The organism is Streptomyces sp. NPDC058812, from assembly GCF_042744565.1.
GTDB classification, from domain to species: Bacteria; Actinomycetota; Actinomycetes; order Streptomycetales; family Streptomycetaceae; genus Streptomyces; species Streptomyces thinghirensis.
In genome coordinates this window covers 84,572-101,226 of the sequence record NZ_JBHYOB010000005.1, presented here as the reverse complement: position 1 = coordinate 101,226, position 16,655 = coordinate 84,572, and the positions used below count along the sequence as shown (strand labels likewise).

The 16,655-nt window shown below is 73.4% G+C and carries 21 protein-coding genes and 2 pseudogenes; 8 read left to right on the top strand and 15 right to left on the bottom strand.

Translation table 11 applies throughout. The features are described 5' to 3' along the window. Window positions 1-74: 74 nt before the first annotated feature. Complete coding sequence (locus tag ACFW48_RS12310; protein ID WP_386313305.1) at window positions 75-962, bottom strand: LysR family transcriptional regulator; 888 nt, start codon at window positions 960-962, stop codon at window positions 75-77. Window positions 963-1,047: 85 nt separating this feature from the next. On the opposite strand from ACFW48_RS12310, the gene ACFW48_RS12305 reads away from it, so the two are divergent. Both ACFW48_RS12305 and ACFW48_RS12300 read left to right on the top strand, forming a co-directional pair. Then, a complete protein-coding gene (locus tag ACFW48_RS12305) occupies window positions 1,048-1,953 on the top strand; it encodes a PhzF family phenazine biosynthesis isomerase (RefSeq protein WP_386313302.1) in 906 nt (301 codons plus the stop codon). Window positions 1,954-2,061: 108 nt separating this feature from the next. Continuing rightward, window positions 2,062-2,667, top strand: a pseudogene (locus tag ACFW48_RS12300) (cytochrome c biogenesis CcdA family protein). A gap of 47 nt (window positions 2,668-2,714) precedes the next feature. Here the strand turns inward: ACFW48_RS12300 and ACFW48_RS12295 are convergent. Further along, entirely contained in the window at window positions 2,715-3,728 is a 1,014-nt protein-coding gene (locus ACFW48_RS12295) for a TIGR01777 family oxidoreductase (RefSeq protein WP_386313300.1), read from the bottom strand. A gap of 170 nt (window positions 3,729-3,898) precedes the next feature. Between ACFW48_RS12295 and ACFW48_RS12290 the strand changes: the two genes are divergently transcribed. Next, window positions 3,899-4,735, top strand: a complete 837-nt coding sequence (locus ACFW48_RS12290) for a lysozyme (RefSeq protein WP_386313297.1) — start codon at window positions 3,899-3,901, stop codon at window positions 4,733-4,735. 37 nt (window positions 4,736-4,772) lie between these two features. On the opposite strand, the gene ACFW48_RS12285 is transcribed toward ACFW48_RS12290, so the two are convergent. From ACFW48_RS12285 to ACFW48_RS12250, 8 genes are all read right to left on the bottom strand, one after another. Next, window positions 4,773-5,495, bottom strand: coding sequence for an FAD binding domain-containing protein (locus tag ACFW48_RS12285; RefSeq protein ID WP_386313294.1), 723 nt, complete (start codon window positions 5,493-5,495; stop codon window positions 4,773-4,775). Window positions 5,496-5,609: 114 nt separating this feature from the next. Continuing rightward, window positions 5,610-6,200 carry a hypothetical protein gene (locus tag ACFW48_RS12280; protein ID WP_386313292.1) on the bottom strand — a complete coding sequence of 197 codons (591 nt, stop codon included), beginning with the start codon at window positions 6,198-6,200 and terminating at the stop codon, window positions 5,610-5,612. Continuing rightward, window positions 6,197-6,379, bottom strand: a complete 183-nt coding sequence (locus ACFW48_RS12275) for a hypothetical protein (protein WP_386313290.1) — start codon at window positions 6,377-6,379, stop codon at window positions 6,197-6,199. Before ACFW48_RS12275 ends, ACFW48_RS12280 begins: the two co-directional genes overlap by 4 nt. A 72-nt stretch (window positions 6,380-6,451) precedes the next feature. Continuing rightward, window positions 6,452-7,255 carry an alpha/beta fold hydrolase gene (locus ACFW48_RS12270; protein WP_386313287.1) on the bottom strand — a complete coding sequence of 268 codons (804 nt, stop codon included), beginning with the start codon at window positions 7,253-7,255 and terminating at the stop codon, window positions 6,452-6,454. Window positions 7,256-7,309: 54 nt separating this feature from the next. Continuing rightward, on the bottom strand, window positions 7,310-8,104 hold the full coding sequence (locus ACFW48_RS12265) for a hypothetical protein (protein ID WP_386313284.1): 795 nt from the start codon (window positions 8,102-8,104) through the stop codon (window positions 7,310-7,312). Between the two features lie 102 nt (window positions 8,105-8,206). Continuing rightward, window positions 8,207-8,980 (bottom strand): class I SAM-dependent methyltransferase, encoded by a 774-nt coding sequence (locus ACFW48_RS12260; protein WP_386313282.1) that lies wholly within the window; start codon window positions 8,978-8,980, stop codon window positions 8,207-8,209. Between the two features lie 203 nt (window positions 8,981-9,183). Continuing rightward, window positions 9,184-9,801: a sigma-70 family RNA polymerase sigma factor gene (locus ACFW48_RS12255; protein ID WP_386313279.1), complete on the bottom strand. Its 618-nt coding sequence runs from the start codon at window positions 9,799-9,801 to the stop codon at window positions 9,184-9,186. Window positions 9,802-9,999: 198 nt separating this feature from the next. After that, window positions 10,000-10,725, bottom strand: a complete 726-nt coding sequence (locus ACFW48_RS12250) for a hypothetical protein (RefSeq protein ID WP_386313277.1) — start codon at window positions 10,723-10,725, stop codon at window positions 10,000-10,002. A 346-nt stretch (window positions 10,726-11,071) separates the two neighbouring features. Between ACFW48_RS12250 and ACFW48_RS12245 the strand changes: the two genes are divergently transcribed. Then, a complete protein-coding gene (locus ACFW48_RS12245; protein WP_386313275.1) occupies window positions 11,072-11,287 on the top strand; it encodes a hypothetical protein in 216 nt (71 codons plus the stop codon). Between the two features lie 113 nt (window positions 11,288-11,400). Next, entirely contained in the window at window positions 11,401-12,006 is a 606-nt protein-coding gene (locus tag ACFW48_RS12240; RefSeq protein ID WP_210958340.1) for a flavodoxin family protein, read from the top strand. On the opposite strand, the gene ACFW48_RS12235 is transcribed toward ACFW48_RS12240, so the two are convergent. The 3 genes and pseudogenes from ACFW48_RS12235 to ACFW48_RS12225 form a co-directional block, all read right to left on the bottom strand. Then, window positions 11,972-12,364, bottom strand: coding sequence for a hypothetical protein (locus ACFW48_RS12235; protein WP_386314013.1), 393 nt, complete (start codon window positions 12,362-12,364; stop codon window positions 11,972-11,974). The two genes, ACFW48_RS12240 and ACFW48_RS12235, sit on opposite strands and share 35 nt — an antisense overlap. A 115-nt stretch (window positions 12,365-12,479) precedes the next feature. Then, a pseudogene (locus ACFW48_RS12230) lies at window positions 12,480-13,331 on the bottom strand (MFS transporter); the annotation flags it as partial. Continuing rightward, window positions 13,220-13,786, bottom strand: a complete 567-nt coding sequence (locus tag ACFW48_RS12225; protein WP_386313273.1) for a hypothetical protein — start codon at window positions 13,784-13,786, stop codon at window positions 13,220-13,222. The pseudogene ACFW48_RS12230 and the gene ACFW48_RS12225, both read right to left, overlap by 112 nt. Window positions 13,787-13,991: 205 nt before the next feature. On the opposite strand from ACFW48_RS12225, the gene ACFW48_RS12220 reads away from it, so the two are divergent. Then, on the top strand, window positions 13,992-14,555 hold the full coding sequence (locus tag ACFW48_RS12220) for a Dps family protein (protein WP_386313270.1): 564 nt from the start codon (window positions 13,992-13,994) through the stop codon (window positions 14,553-14,555). Between the two features lie 89 nt (window positions 14,556-14,644). Here ACFW48_RS12220 and ACFW48_RS12215 read toward each other — a convergent pair whose 3' ends face one another. Continuing rightward, complete coding sequence (locus tag ACFW48_RS12215) at window positions 14,645-14,809, bottom strand: hypothetical protein (RefSeq protein WP_386313269.1); 165 nt, start codon at window positions 14,807-14,809, stop codon at window positions 14,645-14,647. 34 nt (window positions 14,810-14,843) lie between these two features. Next, entirely contained in the window at window positions 14,844-15,200 is a 357-nt protein-coding gene (locus tag ACFW48_RS12210; RefSeq protein ID WP_386313266.1) for a PRC-barrel domain-containing protein, read from the bottom strand. Window positions 15,201-15,369: 169 nt separating this feature from the next. Here ACFW48_RS12210 and ACFW48_RS12205 point away from each other — a divergent pair, with 169 nt between their 5' ends. Further along, window positions 15,370-15,723 carry an STAS domain-containing protein gene (locus ACFW48_RS12205; protein ID WP_386313263.1) on the top strand — a complete coding sequence of 118 codons (354 nt, stop codon included), beginning with the start codon at window positions 15,370-15,372 and terminating at the stop codon, window positions 15,721-15,723. Continuing rightward, window positions 15,720-16,649, top strand: a complete 930-nt coding sequence (locus tag ACFW48_RS12200; RefSeq protein WP_386313261.1) for an anti-sigma factor RsbA family regulatory protein — start codon at window positions 15,720-15,722, stop codon at window positions 16,647-16,649. The genes ACFW48_RS12205 and ACFW48_RS12200 overlap by 4 nt, the downstream gene beginning before the upstream one ends. The last annotated feature ends 6 nt before the right edge of the window (window positions 16,650-16,655 follow it).

Genomic DNA, 16,655 nt, shown 5'->3' with positions numbered 1-16,655 from the left:
AGGCGGGTCACTGGCCCCGGGGTGTTCCGGCGCGGGGCTGTTCCGGCGCGGGGCTGTTCCGGCGCGGGGACCGCTCAGTCGCCCAGGTGCCGCACGAGTGCCTGCGCGACCTCCCGCACGGCCGGTGCCGTCCACCGCCGGCGGTGCCGGGCCAGCCGCACCGGTACGTCGGGGAAGCGCGGCCCGTCGACCCGTACCAGCCGCCCCCGTCGCAGCTCCTCCGCCACGGTGGTCAGCGGCAGCAGGGTCAGCCCCAGCCCGGCCGCCACGCAGTTGCGCGCCGCGTCCACGCTCCCGAACCGGGTGAGCCTCGGCCGCCCGCCCGGAACGTCGAGCAACCGCCGTGCCAGCGCGTCACTGTAGGAGCAGCCCTCCTCCAGGAGGAAGAAGCTCTCCGCCGCCAGCTCCGGCCAGCCCGCCGCGTGCGCCCGGGCGGCAAGGGGGTGTCCGGGAGCGGACACGAGGGCGAGCGGCTCGCGGGCGACGGGTTCGCCCGTCACGTCGGGGAACTCGGTCTCCTCCTCCAGCAGCAGAGCCAGGTCGAGCCGTCCGGACCTCAGCCCTTCGAGGCACTGCGCGGTCCCGGCCGCGTACAGGTGGACGTCCACCTCGGGGTGACTCGTCCGCAGGGCGGCGACGACGCCGGGCAGGCGGCTCGCGCACAGGGACTCCGGACTGCCGACCACCACCCGCCCCGACACGACGCCGGCGTCGTCGCACGCGGCGCGCAACCGCGCCACGGTGTCGAGTACCTCCTCGGCCCGCTCCAGGAGCCGGCGACCGGTGTCGGTGAGCAGCGCGCCGGTGGGCAGGCGGTCGAAGAGCCGGACGCCGAGGTCCCGTTCCAGGGTACGGATGTGCACCGTGACGGTGGACTGGGCCAGGTGCAGTTCGGCGGCGGCGGCGGTGAAGCCGCCGGTGCGGGCGAGCGTGGTGAAGGTCGTCAGCAGTCGGGTGTCCACGCGAGCTACCCTATGCGTTTTCCCGATGGAGAGTATCGAGATCGATCGTTGGACACGATCGGAGCCGGGTGGCAGCGTGTGGGGCATGAGCACCGACGTGACGCGAACGAGCGACGTGGCCGACCATTCCGAGCCGCCGTACGAGACCGAGATCCTGCGCTACTCCGCCTTCACCCACGACCCGGTGGGCGGGAACCCGGCCGGAGTGGTCCTCGACGCCTCCGGGCTCGACGGCACGGCGATGCGGGCGATCGCCGCCGAGGTGGGCTACTCCGAGACGGCCTTCGTCACCGGCGGCGACGCGGCGACGCGGCGGTTCCGGGTCCGCTACTTCAGTCCGCTCGCCGAGGTGGCGTTCTGCGGGCACGCGACGGTCGCGCTGGCGGTCGCCCTCGCCGAGCGGCGGGTGGGGCCCGGCGAGATCGTCCTCGACACGCCCGCCGGCGAGATCGCCGTGTCCACCGCGACCGACGGCGCCGGCGCCGTGCGGGCCACCCTCACCAGTGTGCCGACACGTTCCCGCCCGGCTCTCGCCGCGGAGCTGGACCCGACGCTCCGGGCGCTCGGCTGGGCTCCGGACGACCTGGACCCCGCCCTGCCCCCGCACGTGGCGTTCGGCGGCAACGACCACCTGGTGCTCGCCGCGGCGTCCCGGGCCCGACTGGCCGACCTCGACTACGACTTCGACGGGCTCGCCGAGGTCATGCGGCGTCACGGCTGGACGACGGTGGACCTGGTGTGGCGAGAGTCGCCGGAGCGCTTCCACGCCCGCAACCCGTTCCCCGTCGGCGGTGTCGTGGAGGACCCGGCGACGGGAGCGGCCGCCGCCGCGTTCGGCGGGTACCTCCGTGAACTGGGCCTGGTCACCCGCCCCGGCACCATCGCGATCCGCCAGGGAGAGGACATGGGCCGCCCCAGCGACCTGCTCATCGACGTGAGCCCGCGGGACCCGCGCACACGGGTCACGGGACAGGCGGTGCCCATCCCTTAGTCGCCTCGGCCGGCTCGGGCGCCCAGCCGACGGGCGTCTTCGCCGAAGCGATCGAGGCGGCCGAGGCAGCCGCGGCAGCCGCGGGGGCGCGCGCACAGGGCGGCACCGATGAGTGACCCGGGCTTCGTGGTCGCCTTCCTCGGTGGACTGCTGGCGCCGCTCAGCCCGTGCTCGGCACTTCTGCTGCCCGCGTTCTTCGCCTACTCGTCCACCAGCCGCACCCGGCTGCTCGGACGCACCGCGCTCTTCTACGCCGGGCTGTGCCTGACCATGGTGCCGCTGGGTGTGGCGGGCTCGCCGGCCGGGCGCCTCTTCTACGGGCAGCGCGACCTGCTGGTCACGGCGGGCGGCTGGCTCGTCATCGCCCTCGGGGTGGCGCGACTGCTGGGCCCGGGGTTCGGTTCGCGCCGCCTGCGGTAGTGGGCATGGCCGTGCCGATGTTCGGGTCGGCGGCGTTGTGGGACCGGTTCGACCTGGGCCAGGCGACACTGGCTGCGTGGCCGGCCGGTACGACTGGGCCCGTTGCGGCCGCACTCCACGTCACTGCTCGGCGGGGCGGTGTTCATCGCCCTGGGTGCGGTGTTCCTGCTCTTCGACGGGACGTCGGCGCCGCCGTCGCCGATGGGCGTGCTCGCCCTCGTGGTGGCCGCGGGTTCCCTGGCCGTCCTGGGGCGCGGGGCCCGGGAGGCGCGCCGCGGTGAACGGGGACGCTGACGGCCTCGGCTCGGCACAGAGGGGTGCCTTTCGGGGCGCCCCTCTTCTCAGGAGGCCGGTCCGCCGGCTTCCGGCAGCGGCGTGCGCCGGTCCTGTCGTCCGGGACGCCGCCCTCCTCGCCGGCCCCCGCGCACCCGCCGTACGAGGTCGTCGGCGGCTTCGGGCCACTCGGGGTGGTCGAAGGCGAACCCCGCCTCGCGCAGCCGGCCGGGGACGACGCGCCGGCTCTTGAGGAGCAGCTCGGTGTCCGAGCGCAGGACGAGGGCGCCGAGTTCGGCCATCCACCGCGTCGCGGGCAGACCCACCGGCATGCCCCACGCCTTCCGCAGTGCGCGCATGAACGCGCGCTGGGGCAGCGGAGCCGGCGCGGCGAGGTTCACGGGGCCGGTGATGTCGTCGCGGCCGACGAGGAAGTCGACCGCGCGGACGAAGTCCTGGTCGTGGATCCAGGACACGTACTGTGCACCGCCCGCGACGGAGCCGCCCAGCCCCAGTCGCGCCAGCCGCAGCAGGACGTCCAGGACACCGCCCCGGTCCGGGCTCATCACCATGGCGGAGCGCAGGGCCACCTTGCGGGTGTGCGGGGTGTCGGCCTGCTCCTGTTCGCGCTCCCACGCCCTGGCGATGTCGACGCTGTAGGACCAGTAGTCCGGAACTCCGGTTTCGGCTCCGCCGAGCAGGCCGGTGGCCTCGTCGTTGGGGGCGTCGAAGCGATGGGCGTAGACGGTGGCGGTGCTCATCTGCAGCCAGACGCGGGGCGGCACGGCGGCGGCCGAGATCGCCTCGCCGACCACACGCGCGGAGTCCACGCGTGAGTCCATCATCGCCTTCAGATTGCCGGGGGTGTAGCGGCAGCTCACGCTGCGGCCGGCCAGGTTGACGACCACGTCGCTGCCGTCGACCTCCTCGACCCACTCCCCCGGCGTCCGGCCGTCCCATCCGACTTCGCCCGGCCGCCGCGGCCGCCGGGTGAGCACCACGACGTCATGGCCGGCGGCGGTCCACGCACGCTTCAGCACCGTACCGACCTGCCCGGTCCCCCCGGGGATCACGATCTTCATCGGACGCTCCCTCCTCCGCCTCATGTCTTCGTGCGATCGACCCTATCCCATATTTGAACACGTTCAAATGCGCAGGACGGCGAGGCCCCGGCCCCCGGGAGCCGACCGCCCAACACCGTCTGGGCGCCCGTGGGATGCGGTCGGGCGTGACAGCGGATCGGATGGGTGCCATGCGCAGACCCATAGCCGTGGCGTCCAGCCACTCACGCCGCCTGCTCACGTCGGGCGTCCTCCTCGCCTCCCAGTCACTCCTGCTCACCCTGTCCGCGGCCCCCGCGTCGGCCGACGACGCGCGGACGCCCGTCCGCGGTACCGCCTACATGGGCAGTGGCGTTCTCGCCCACGAGGGCGTCCAGGGGCGGCCCACCGACACCCGCGCCGCCCAGACGGAGGGCGTGGACGTCTCCAGCCATCAGGGCAACGTCGCCTGGGCGACCCTCTGGAACAGCGGGGTGAAGTGGGCCTACACGAAGGCCACCGAGGGAACGTCGTACCGCAATCCCTACTACTCCCAGCAGTACGACGGTTCGTACGACGTCGGCATGATCCGCGGTGCCTACCACTTCGCCATCCCGGACGGCGCCGGGGGCGCCGCCCAGGCCGACTACTTCGTCGATCACGGAGGCGGCTGGTCGAAGGACGGCAGGACACTGCCGGGCGTGCTCGACATCGAGTACAACCCGTACGGGGACACCTGCTACGGCAGGACGTCGAGTCAGATGGTCGGCTGGATCCGGGACTTCCTCGACCGGTACGAGGAGCGCACCGGCCGCCAGGCCGTCATCTACACCTCCACCAACTGGTGGAAGCAGTGCACCGGGGACTACAGCGGCTTCGGCTCCGCCAATCCGCTGTGGATCGCCCGGTACGCCTCGACCGTGGGTCCCCTCCCGGCCGGCTGGGACGTCCACACGATGTGGCAGTACACCTCCTCCGGGCCGACCGTCGGGGACCACGACAAGTTCAACGGGACGCTCGATCGCGTCAAGGCGCTGGCCAACGGCTGACGCGGACCGCCGGGCTGGGCCGCCGGCCGTCCGTGGCTCAGCGATCGGTGAGAGAGCCCAGGATGTCGGCGACCTGCTCACGCACCACGTCCCGGGCCCCGGGAGGCAGGGCGCCGACGTCCGTACGTTCCAGAGCACCGAGTACCTCGTCGGCGCCCGCGTCGCACGGTGCGCTCTCGCTCACGACCTCGTAGCCGTCGCGGACGGCGATCCGCAGGTGGTGCCGCCCCTCGCCGTCGGCGTGCACGGCGGTGGCGACGACCAGGGGCGGCGGCCCGCCGGCTTCGGCGGGCTGCTTGCGGTAGCCGCTGGCTGTCGGGGTGCGCCACCCGAGGCTCAGCAGCAGGTGACGCTTCGCCATGACCTCGGCGAGGTCGGTCTCGTAGGCCCGGTCCGGCCCCAGCACCGTGGCGCGGGCGTCCAGGACGAGGGCCGCGGGCAGCAGGCAGCGCAGGCTGCTGCCGACGAGGTTGCCACCGACCGTGGCCGTCCGGCGTACCGCTCCGGTGCCCACCGTGCCGGCCGCCCTTCGCAGCACCTCGGGGACGCGCTCGTCCATGCGGTGCAGCACCACGGCCGCCCCCAGCGCCTCGGGTGCGACCGCGGTCGCCTCGGGCAGGTTCCGCAGCGACATGGCCAGTTCCGGGAAGCCGTCCCGCTGCCAGGTGGCCCACACGAGGGTGGCACCGCCGATGGGCACCGCTCCCTCGGCCATGCACTCCTGCGCTTCGGACACGGACGTGGGCAGACGCAACAGCATGGCGATCGACCTGCTTTCCCGGGAAGGCGACGGTGGACGACCCGCGCCTCCCGCCGCGTGATCACGGCCACTGCGCATTGTCCGTACCGCCGCGGGGGCGCGTACAGGGCTCACTCATGCACCAGGTGCGCCCTGCGCGCGCTGGACAGGGCGCTTGTAGTAGCGCCACGGGAACACCCCGGAGCCGACCTGTGTCCACCCCTGTTCCTCCATCCGACGGTGCCGGGGGCCGACCGCGAAGGGAACCCTTCGGTGCTCCCAGGGGCGGTCGGACTTCTCGACGACATGGAAGAACGGGCCGAAGTCGACCACGTGCCAGCCGTCCGCGCCGGCTTCGGCGAGCGCCTGCATCTCGTCGAACGCGGTCAGCGGGGTCAGCACCCGCCGTTCCACCGCGCCGGACGCGTCCGGACCGGGGCGCCCCCGGTCGGCGAACCTCTGCTGCGCGGCCTGCCGGCTCACGCCGAGGACACCGCCCACGGTGTCCCAGCTCTGCCCCGCGGCTCGCGCACCCTGGACCGCTTCGCGGAGCAGCCTGCTCGCCTCCTCGGCACCGACGCGGCTGGCGGCCACCAGGCGGAGATAGCCCTCGGGATCGTCCTCCAGTGACTCGACCAGTCCGTCCGGGGCATCGAGAACGGCGGCCGCGATGCCCTCCCTGATGCGCAGGATCTCCGCCTCGGTGAGCAGTTCGGTCCCGCTCACCGCCGCGCGCCCTTCGCCACGAGGAGGGCCAGGAGGTTCGCGGCCACCAGGACGAGGAGGGCCGGGGTGCCGAGGTCGTCGACGAGTGGGATCGCCAGTGCGATCAGGGCGGTCACCACGGCGGGCATGCCGGTGGCGACCGTGGGCACGGCTGGGGAAGAGCGCGTCGAAGTGTGCATGCTGTCAAGGTTTCCTTGACAGCATGGATCTTGTCAAGGAAACCTTGACACCCCGGGCGGGGCTCGCACCCATCACATCCGCGCGGCCAGGAATTCCAGCAGCACGGCGTTGAAGCGCTCGGGTTGCTCGGCACCCGGCAGGTGACCGGCCTCGTCGATGACGGCCAGGGTGGAGTGCGGGACGAGGCGCCGGATGGACTCGGCCTCCGCCACGGGGGTGTAGACGTCGTCCGCGCCCACGACGATCAGGACCGGCGCCTCGACGGCGGCCAGGACGTCCCGGTAGTCGGGGCGTTCGGCACGTCCGCGCAGTGCCGCCGCGGCGCCCCGCGGGTCGGTGGCGCACATCATCTCCAGAACGCGGGCGGCCACGTCCGGCATCGCGGTGACGTTGTAGGCGGCGAGCATCTTGTCGATGACCTCGTGCGCGTAACCGTCCATGCCCTCCGCGAGGAGCCTGTCGGCCAGCCGGTTGCGGAACCGCCTGCCCTCGGCGGTCTCGGCGGGCGCGGAGGTGTCGGACAGGACGAGGGCCCGTACCCGCCCCGGGTGACGCAACTGCAACTCCATGGCGATCTGGCCGCCCATGGAGACGCCGCCGACCACCGCGCGCTCGATGCCCAAGTGGTCCAGGAGCGCGGCGAGGTCGTCGGCGAAGTCGGCGAGCAGAACCTTGCCGGCACTCACGCTGCTGCGGCCGTAGCCGCGCAGGTCGGGGGTGACGACCCGGTAGCCGGCTTCCGTCAGTGCCGTCACCTGGGGCGCCCACAGGGTGCGGTTGAAGGGGTGCCCGTGGATCAGGAGGATCGGGAGCCCTGTCGAGGGGCCGAGGTCGTCGTAGTGGATCGTGGCGCCGCGCACGGTTGTGGAGTCCATTCCGGGACCCTAACGGGCTGTCACCCGGCGGGAAGCACGGGGCGTGCTGATGCCTCAAGGGGCGAGCAGTGCCCCGGTCAACTCCGCACGCAGTTCCTCTCCTTCCTTGCGGACCAGCGCGGGCAGCCGCCCGTTCCACTCCCGCGCCGCGTCGTCCAGCGCCTCGGCGAATGCCCTGTGTGCGCGCCGCCCCATGACGGCCATCGCGACAGGGAGCAGGGGCCGGGCGAAGGAACGGCCTTTGACCCGCGCCTTCACCGTCACCCGCCAGCGTCCATCGGGGGCCGGGCGCGGTACGACCGTCACGGTGGCGCGGGCGAGTGCGTGTGTGAGGGTGCCGCTCAGGGGCGCGGCCAGGGGGCGGCGACCTCGGCCCGCCGCCGACGGCCACCATCCGCCGAGATCGAGGTGCAGTCGTACGGTGCCGCCGAGGTACTTCGCCCGTTTGTCCCCGCTGGTCCGCAGCGTCGCCGAGAACCACGCCTCTCGTGGCCGTGCGGCGCTCACGAGCCGGAGTACGCAGGTCAACTGGGCTCGATGTGCCGGGTCGTCGTCGAGGGTGACGGCTTCCAGTGCCGTCTCGCGGTGACGGTCCCAGGCGAGGACGGTGACCGCCTGGCCGGCGTCCGGTTGCCCGTCCTCCTCGTTCACCGGCCGGTAGCGGGCGCCCGGCCGCAGGTGACGCCCCTCGGACAGGACCAGGCCGGGCAGCGGTCGCCCGTCGGGCAGGCGCAGGCACGCTCCCTCGACGTCGAGGCCTTCCGCGAGGTCGTGGAGCGTGGTGACGCACGACTCGAGCCAGCGGCGGGGCAGGGGGGCGAGCGTCACGGTGTGCTGGAGGCGGGCCATGGGGCCAAGGATGGACGCCCGGGGGCGCCGGGTCGCGGGTGCGGCCCGGCAGTGAGGGGACGAAGTCGGTTGCCGCTTTCCGGCGGGCCGCTCGCTCCTGGTTCACCCGGCCTGCCGTGGAATCGGGCGACCGGTGAACGGCCGGTCGTCCGCAGGGCGTCGTGCGACGAAGACGAACTCCCCGCCCTCACGGTCGGGTGCGTCGCGCACCTCCTCCACCACGTAGCCCTGAGCGTCCAGGTCCGCCTCGACCTCCTGCCGCCCGCGGAAGCGCAACGTCGAGTCGGAGGTCAGCACTTCGCCGTCCGAGCCGAAGACGTAGGTCCAGCGGAAGGAGACCAGCGGCCACCTCACCTCCACCAACCGGCACCAGCTCTCGACCGCGCCCACGCCGGGGATCTCCGTGACCCGGTGGGTCCGATGCCGGTTCCACTCCTCCCAGGCGCGCCGGTCCGGGTCCCGCGTCTCGAACACGAGATGTCCGCCGGGGCGCAGGGCTTCGTAGGCGCCCTTCAGCGTCCGGTGCCACATCCGCGTGTCCGTGATCTCCTGGGGGGCGTTCGCCGTCATGGTCGCCAGGTCCACCCGCAGCGCGGGCAGTGAGGTGGCGTCGCCCTCGATCCAGCGCACCCGGTCGCCGCCCGCCTTGCCCCGAGCCACCTCGAGGGAGGCCCGGGCGGGGTCGACGCCGACGACCTCCACGCCGCGGCCGGCCAGCAGCAGGGCGAACACGCCTGTTCCACAGCCGATGTCCAGCACCCGCCGCGCGCCGAACTCCTCGGCCATGCGCACGTACGCGTCGAGGTCGCCGCGATCGGGGTCGAGGGCGTCGTACACCGCGGCCAGCCGTGGATGCCGGAAGCACTCGTCAGCCATGCGGCCGACGGTAGCCGAAGCCTTCCGCGAAGTCCCCGGGCCGGGACCGGCCCGAGGACACGCGGGCGGCGTCAGCGGCAGGCCGTCGCAGGGCCGGTCCTCGTCAGCCGCAGGCCCGGGTCACCAGGTGATCCGGCCCACCGCCGTCCGGAGGTGGGCTCGGGCCACTCGGTGATCCGGCCCACCGCCGTCAGGGCCGGCCGTCACGCGGCGGCGGCCACCGGCACGGGGCGCTCGGCCTCGTTCAGCCACTCGATCAGGGAGGTACGGGCGCGGGCGACCCGTGAACGCACCGTCCCTATCGGGCACTCGCTGACGTCGGCCGCCTCCGCGTAGGGCAGCCCCAGCATCTGGGTGAGGACGAACGCCTCGCGGCGGTCGTCGGGCAGCGCGGCCAGCAGTTCGGCGAGGGCGATGCCGTCGTCGAAGCCGGGCAGACCGCGCGGCTGGGTGTGCTCCGCGGCCGACTCCCAGTCGTCCGTGGCCGCCAGGCGGGGCCGGGAGGAGTCGTAACGGATGCTGTCGACCACCGCGCGGCGGGCGATGGCGAGCAGCCAGGTGCGGGCCGAGGAGCGGCCTTCGAAGCGGTGGAGGCTGCCGAGGGCCCGCAGGAAGGTGTCCTGGGTCAGGTCCTCGGCGCTCTGCGGATCGGCACCGAGGAAGGTCACGTAGTGGCGGACGTCCCGGTGCAGGGCGCGTACGAAGCGGTCGACGGCGACGGGGTCGCCGGTGCGCGCGGCGAGTGCCCAGGCCGTGATGGACGCCTCCTTCGCGGACGTACCCGACTGCCGGCGTGGTGGGGGCAGGGCAGGAGTGATCACCTGTGTCTGTCCTTCTCGGGATCAGGGTTCCGGTCTCCGGGCGGGGCCGGCCCGTGCGGGACGGGCCGACGGCACGGCGGGACCGGCTAAGGGGTGGGCGGCCGGGCGCGGGAGCGCACGGCCGGTGTGCCCGAGGTACGACGCCGGCGGCTCGACGGCTCGGCGGATTCGCCGGCGGCCTCGGGGAACCTGCTGCCGTCAGACGACAGCGACCCCGGCGGGCGGGCCCCGAGAAGTGATCGCATGGGCGAGGAGAAGACGGCGCGGTGCCCGGTCCGAGGCCGCTCGGCGGGCCCGGACGCGCGGGCGGTGCGGGGGCGCGGGCAGCCGGAGCAGCAGGCGCAGGGGCGCGACGAGCCGGGTGGCGAGGCACCGCAGGATGCGGAAGGCGGCGCGTTCGCCGTGGGCGAGCCAGAGGCCGCACAGCAGCGCGGCCACCAGGTGGGCGGTGAGCATGCCGGTCGAGGACATGCCGCCCATGGCGTGGCCCGCGGGGTCCATGGCGTCCATGGCGTCCATGGAGTGGCCGGCGTGGGGGCCGTGGTCCGCGGCGTTCATCGGCGTCGGCATGGGGCCGTGCTCCCCGCCCGGGCCGGACGGCATCCGGCACAGCAGGATGTCCAGCCAACGGCGCACGAGGGACTCGCCGCCCGGGGACCGCGGCCGCTTCGTCGCCTGGGCGAGCGAGAAGGACGTGTGCAGTACGGTCTGGGCGGCCACGGCGACACAGACGACGGCGAGCGGTCCGCGTTCCCGGTCGGCGAGCCACCAGGCGGCGCCGCCCGTCGCCGACGCGCCCGCCGCCATGGCCCACCAGGGCACCGCGGTCCCGGACATCAGGATGTGGCCCAGGGCGGCAAGCAGCACGCAGACGGCCGCGAACACCGCGGCCCGTACCGTGCGGGAACACCATCCTGCAGTCATGGCGGCCTCATCCTCGCATCCGGGCTCCCGTGATCACCGGTGGGTACGGATTCCGGCCCGGCCCCCCGCTCAACACGACGCGCGTGATCCACACCACATCCACACCGCACTTCACACACATTCGGTCGGACGAAAGGCTCGTCCGGTTCCCGGCCGTCCCCGCCGAACCGGAGCAGCGGAAGCGGACGCGGGAGCGCCGGCGCACGAGGGCCGTCCGCCGTGCCTCCGCGCCCGGCGGAGGCACGCGTCCACGGCCGCCGCGCCGGGTATCCCCCAGTCAGTTCCCCCACGACCGCCGGTGCGGACACCGGCGCGGTCGCCCGTATCCCACGGAAGGTGCACCGGTATGACCGATCCTCACGGCCTGGAGCCCGTAGCGACGTTCTGCGGAGACTGCGACTGCGGCTGCCCCCAGCTGTTCGTCGACCCCCACGCCCCGGCGGAGCAACGGATCGTCCTGACCGACGACTTCGGCCAGCGCGTACAGATGAGCGCCGACCAGTTCTCGTCGCTGGTCGACGACGCCAAGCAGGGCAGACTGGACGGCATCGCCCTGCCCTGAGCGGACACCGCAGGGCCGCCGTCCGCCCGCCCCCCGGCCGCCGCACGTCCGGGCGGGTGAACGGTCCCGCGCCCGGACGATCGAAAGCCGCCGCCCGGGGAAGAGGGGTAGGCATGCGCGCACTCGTCATCAACTGCACTCTCAAGCCCTCCCCCCAGCCGTCGAACACCGAGGCGCTCGCCGCCACGGTCATCGCGGCCCTCAAAGGCCACGGGGCGGAGGTGGATGTCGTACGGGCCGTGGACCTGAACCTGAAACCGGGGGTCGAGACCGACATGGGCGACGGTGACGACTGGCCGGGCGTGCACGAGAAACTGCTGGCGTCGCAGATCCTGATCATCGCCTCGCCGACCTGGCTCGGCCGCCCGTCCTCGGTGGCCCAGCGGGTCCTCGAACGCATGGACGCCATGCTGGCCGAGACCGACGACGAGGAGCGCCCCGTCGCCTACAACCGCGTCGCCGGGGTCCTGGTCACCGGGAACGAGGACGGCGCCCACCACGTCATCAGTGAGATCAGCGGCGGGCTCTCGGACATCGGCTACACCATTCCGGGTCAGGCCTGGACCTACTGGCACCTGGGTCCCGGGCCCGGACCCGACTACCTCGACGACGACCGCGGCCACGACTGGTCGACCTCGACCGGCCGGGCCATGGCGTCCAATCTCGTCCACGCGGCGCGTGCGCTCAGCGCGATGCCCCTGCCCGCTCCGCCGTCCTGACGTCGTCGGCGCGCAGCATGCGTACCCGCGGGGAGAGCAGGGCCGCCGCGGTGGCCAGGACGATCGGAGCCGCGCAGCCGGCCAGCGCGCGGGCGGTGCCCACGGCCGCCGCCACGGGCCAGGCGACGAGCAGGCCGAGCGGGGCGAAGGCGAGGGAGCCGAACCAATCGTAGGAGCTGACCCGGGAGAGCGCCTGTTCGGGTACCTGCCGTTGGATCGTCGTGGCGCGCAGGACACCGAAGACGTCGCTCGCGACGCCGGCGCCGAACATGGCCGCGGCGATCAGCCGTACCGGGGCCCGCACACTGAGCAGGGTGATCGGCACGGCACCGGGAAACGTGCACAGCAACACCGGCACGGGCCGGCGCACCCGGACGCGGGCGGCGAGCCCGGCGCCCGCGATGGTGCCGACGCCCCTGCGCGCCCACGATCACCGACCACGTCCGCGCCCCGCCCAGGTGCTGGTCGGCCATCAGCGGGCCGAGGACACCGGCGTTGGCGTTGGGCGCGGCGACGACGACCGCGTACTGCGCGACCACGACCCACAGCCACCGCCGTCCGGCGAACTCCTGCCGGCCCAGGTCGGCCCACCCCGACGCCCTCTTCCGGACCCGCGCCGGCACCCGCAGCCGGAGCGTCAATGCGGCGCTGACGGCGAAGGACGTGGCGTTGAGGGCGAGCGCCCAGCCGGCGCCCACGAGGGCCACCGTGACGCCGGACAGGGCCAGTCCGAGCAGCAGGGCGCTGTTGCTGCTCATCCGCAGCAGACCGTTGGCCCGTTGCCGCCGGCCGGCCGGCACGAGCAGCGGCACGAGGCCGTCCATGGCCGGGGCGAACAGGGTCGTCGCCGTCCCCGCCACCACCGCCAGTACACACATCGCCACGAGCGGCGCGTGGCCGGTGAGCACCATGGCGGCCAGGCCCGGGTACGCCCCGCACCCCAGCACGTCGGCCGTGACCATCAGCCGCGACCTGGACATCCGGTCCGCGATGACGCCGCCGATCGGAATGAACAGGAGCTGCGGCAACGCCTGGCACGCCAGCACCAGTGACAGCCGGCCCGCGCCGGCCCCCGGCAGAGCGAGTGCCGCGAACGCCAGCGCCACCCGGGCGAAGCCGTTGCCCAGTACCGAAATGACGCGTGCGCCCAGGAGCGGCACGAAGCGCTGGTCGCGCCACAGGGGCACGCTGTCGGGGGAATCCGGGTCATCCGTCACGGGCCGGCGCCCTCGAACCCCGCGATCGGCGCACGCTCGGAACCGGCCACCGCGGGACGGCGTCGGCGGTAATAGGAGACGGTGACGGCGCCGAGCAGCGGGCCCCATGCCACCAGGGGCAGGTAGGCGAAGCCGAGGAGCATGTCGCCGAGCGGCGTCAGGTCGGGGTGGGGGGTGGCCCACCACCAGGCGAACGGGGTCCACAGGGCGGTCAGCACGACGGCGCCCAGGCCTGCCGGGAGGACCGCCGCCGGCACCGGGACCGGCCGCCCGCCGAGCAGCGGGACCCAGCGCGGGACCACCTCGCCCCAGGGCCGGACCAGGCCGAGCGTGAGCAGGGCCAGCGCCTCGCTCACCACGCTCAGTCCGACCACGTACACCACGCCCCATCCGTCGACGCCCATCGCCTCGTAGCCCGCCTCGGTGTACCCGGCCGGCTGCCCCGCCGCCAGCAGGAGGCGCCAGAGTCCGGTCGGCAGGGTGAGGAGCGCGACGGCGTGAGCGGCGAGGACCGCCCAGCGGGCGGGGGCGGGATGCCGTGGTGTCGTGGTCATGCACTTCATCCTGTCGGCGGGCCGCCGCGCCGGCGTCGCTCCCGGGTACGGTCCGCGACGCGGCGCCGGAAGGACGTCCCGAGGGTTGACTCCCCCGCCCGGGGGAGACCCGTCCTCCTCAAGGCACACCGCCCGTGCATGTCTGCCGTCGCCGATGCGGGGCAGTCGTGCACGTGCAACGACGTACCGAACGCATGAGGAGCTGGTGTCCGCCATGACGCACGACCTGACCCCGAAGTACACGGTCCCCGGCATCGAGCGCGAGGCCGCCGGCCGGCTGATCGGCGTGCTGCGGATGCGCCTGCACGCCCTCAACGACCTGCATCTGACCCTCAAGCACGTGCACTGGAACGTCGTGGGACCGCACTTCATCGCCGTGCACGAGATGATCGACCCGCAGGTCGACCAGGTGCGCGAGATGGCCGACGACGTCGCGGAGCGCATCGCCGCACTCGGCGGGGTGGCGCAGGGCACGCCCGGGGCCCTGGTGGCCGAGCGGCCCTGGGACGACTACTCCATCGGCCGGGCCGACGCCATCGCCCATCTCGGCGCGCTCGATGTCGTGTACACCGGCGTGATCGAGGGTGTGCGCGGGGCGGTGAAGGAGGCGGGCGACATCGATCCCGCCACGGAGGATCTCCTGATCGGTCAGCTCCGGGACCTGGAGCAGTTCCAGTGGTTCGTGCGGGCCCATCTGGAGAGCTCCGGAGGCACCCTGGCGACGGGCGGCGCGACGTCCGAGACGGAGGCCGCGGACCGCGGCGCGGAACTGGCCTAGCCAGGGCCCGTCCCTGGTCCGCCCGGGTGGGCCGATCGTGCCGGGGACGGCGCGGTCGGCCCCCGGCGCGTGCCCGCCCGGTGTGCCGCTCAGCGTGCGGGTCGTCCTCGGCGTCCGATGAGTACCCCGGCGATGACCAGGTCGGCGACCAGGACCACGGCGCCGACGACGAAGAGGTAGAACAGCCCCTCGGCGGCCAGCCCGATCACGCCGAGGACGAGCGCCACCAGCAACAGCAGGAGGAACAGGCTCAAGATCGTCTCCCCTCGAAGAGGCTCGTCGGACGGTTCAGCGTCGGCCGAGCCGGCGCTCGCCGCGGCTGCCCTGCTCGTAGGGCAGCTGGTAGTGGGCGAAGACGGCGCCCTCGTCCTCGGCCGCGAGTTCACCGTCCGGGTCGATGCCGGGCGCGTCCTTGACCAGGCTCTTGTCGTAGCCCACCTTCAGGTAGCCCGGTCCGACGGTGGCCTTGTCCACCGGGACGAACACCAGACGCCGGCGGGTCGGCAGACCGATGATGACCGCGGCGAACGCGGGCCGGTCGGTGGCGGTGTCGAAGTAGATGGACTCGAGAGCCCCGATCTTACGGCCGTCACCGTCGACGACGTCATGTCCACGCCAGTCACGAATGTTGTCTGCTTCAAACATGGTTCTTCCCTTCCGAGGACGCTCACTGTCTTGTTCCCCGCTTCGCGTCTCCCTCGCACGTTCTGTCCCACACCGGCGTACGGCAGCTCATCGCGATAGGCTGCCTGGCCGGGACGAGGGTGCTCTGGGTGTGGACGGACACCCGGCGAATTTCCGAAGGAGATCGAGTGTGGATGCCACAGGCCCCACGGGCGGACCGCCCCGGGTGCGCAGCGGGGCCGTGCTGGAGGTCCGCCCGCTGCCCGGCCGTCCCGGCCTCCGGGCCAGCGGAGAGATCAGCGTGACCACCCGCCCGTCCTGGGAGAAGGCCCTCACGGAACTGTCCAGGCAGCACACGGACGTGTCCTACCTGGAACTGTCCGGCGTGCGGTTCGTCGATGTGGCCGGGGTCGCGGCACTCGCCGTCACTGCCATGAACCTGCCCGGCGGGCGGGTCGTGGTGGAGCAGCCTCCGCCGCAACTGCCCCGGGTGCTCGAGCTGTTCTGGCCGTCCCTGCACCGTATCGAGGTGGCGCCGCGATGAGCACGGTGACCCACGAGGAGGCGTTCGCGCATCCGGCGCTGTTCTACCGCTCGGAGCGCGAGTACGCCGACCGGACGGTGACGTTCGTGCGGGAGGGACTGGCCGCGGGCGAACCCGTGGCGGTGGCCGTGCCCGCCCCCAACCTGGAGCTGATCAGGGACGGGCTGGGAGCGGACGCGCGGGACGTCTCCTTCCTGGACATGACGGAGGCCGGACGCAACCCGGGGCGGATCATCCCCGGAGTGCTCAGGGCGTTCGCCGACGCGCACACGCACGGACGGGTGCGCATCATCGGCGAGCCCGTCTGGGCCGGGCGCAGCACGGCGGAGTACCCGGCGTGCGCCCAGCACGAGGCACTGATCAACGCGGCCTTCGCGGGCCGTTCCGCGACGATCCTGTGCCCGTACGACGAGGCCGGGCTGGACGCGGACGTCCTGGCCGACGCCTTCGTCACCCATCCGACGGTCATCGCCGGAGGCCGTGAGCGGGCCAGCGGGGCCTACGACTGGCCCGCGGTCGTCGCCCGCTACAACGAGCCCCTGGGTCCCGCGCCGGACGCCGACGTCCTCGCCTTCGGTGCACGGGAGCTGCCCGAGGCGAGGCACTTCGCCGTCGGCCGGGCCGCGTCGCTCGGGCTGGCCGAGCAGCGCCTTCAGGACGCGGAGTTGGCGGTGGCGGAGCTCACCACCAACAGCGTGGTCCACGGCGGCGGTCACGGGACGCTGGCGATCTGGTCCGATGCCGGGCAAGTGGTGTTCGAGGTCCGCGACACGGGACGCCTCACGGATCCGCTGGCCGGCCGCCGGCCCCCGGAGCGCGGGCAGATCGGCGGCCGTGGCCTGCTGCTCGTCCATTACGTCGCTGATCTGGTGCGGGTGCACACGTCGGACGACGGCACCACCGTCCGCTTCTACGTCGGCCTCTGAAACGGT

What these genes read in the sequence shown, in the direction of transcription:
- ACFW48_RS12305 (WP_386313302.1), top strand. Translation starts at nt 1,048, where the DNA reads ATGAGCACCGACGTGACGCGAACGAGCGACGTGGCCGACCATTCCGAG.
- ACFW48_RS12295 (WP_386313300.1), bottom strand. Translation starts at nt 3,728, where the DNA reads ATGAAGATCGTGATCCCCGGGGGGACCGGGCAGGTCGGTACGGTGCTG.
- ACFW48_RS12290 (WP_386313297.1), top strand. Translation starts at nt 3,899, where the DNA reads ATGCGCAGACCCATAGCCGTGGCGTCCAGCCACTCACGCCGCCTGCTC.
- ACFW48_RS12285 (WP_386313294.1), bottom strand. Translation starts at nt 5,495, where the DNA reads ATGCTGTTGCGTCTGCCCACGTCCGTGTCCGAAGCGCAGGAGTGCATG.
- ACFW48_RS12275 (WP_386313290.1), bottom strand. Translation starts at nt 6,379, where the DNA reads ATGCACACTTCGACGCGCTCTTCCCCAGCCGTGCCCACGGTCGCCACC.
- ACFW48_RS12270 (WP_386313287.1), bottom strand. Translation starts at nt 7,255, where the DNA reads ATGGACTCCACAACCGTGCGCGGCGCCACGATCCACTACGACGACCTC.
- ACFW48_RS12265 (WP_386313284.1), bottom strand. Translation starts at nt 8,104, where the DNA reads ATGGCCCGCCTCCAGCACACCGTGACGCTCGCCCCCCTGCCCCGCCGC.
- ACFW48_RS12260 (WP_386313282.1), bottom strand. Translation starts at nt 8,980, where the DNA reads ATGGCTGACGAGTGCTTCCGGCATCCACGGCTGGCCGCGGTGTACGAC.
- ACFW48_RS12250 (WP_386313277.1), bottom strand. Translation starts at nt 10,725, where the DNA reads ATGACTGCAGGATGGTGTTCCCGCACGGTACGGGCCGCGGTGTTCGCG.
- ACFW48_RS12245 (WP_386313275.1), top strand. Translation starts at nt 11,072, where the DNA reads ATGACCGATCCTCACGGCCTGGAGCCCGTAGCGACGTTCTGCGGAGAC.
- ACFW48_RS12240 (WP_210958340.1), top strand. Translation starts at nt 11,401, where the DNA reads ATGCGCGCACTCGTCATCAACTGCACTCTCAAGCCCTCCCCCCAGCCG.
- ACFW48_RS12225 (WP_386313273.1), bottom strand. Translation starts at nt 13,786, where the DNA reads ATGAAGTGCATGACCACGACACCACGGCATCCCGCCCCCGCCCGCTGG.
- ACFW48_RS12220 (WP_386313270.1), top strand. Translation starts at nt 13,992, where the DNA reads ATGACGCACGACCTGACCCCGAAGTACACGGTCCCCGGCATCGAGCGC.
- ACFW48_RS12210 (WP_386313266.1), bottom strand. Translation starts at nt 15,200, where the DNA reads ATGTTTGAAGCAGACAACATTCGTGACTGGCGTGGACATGACGTCGTC.
- ACFW48_RS12200 (WP_386313261.1), top strand. Translation starts at nt 15,720, where the DNA reads ATGAGCACGGTGACCCACGAGGAGGCGTTCGCGCATCCGGCGCTGTTC.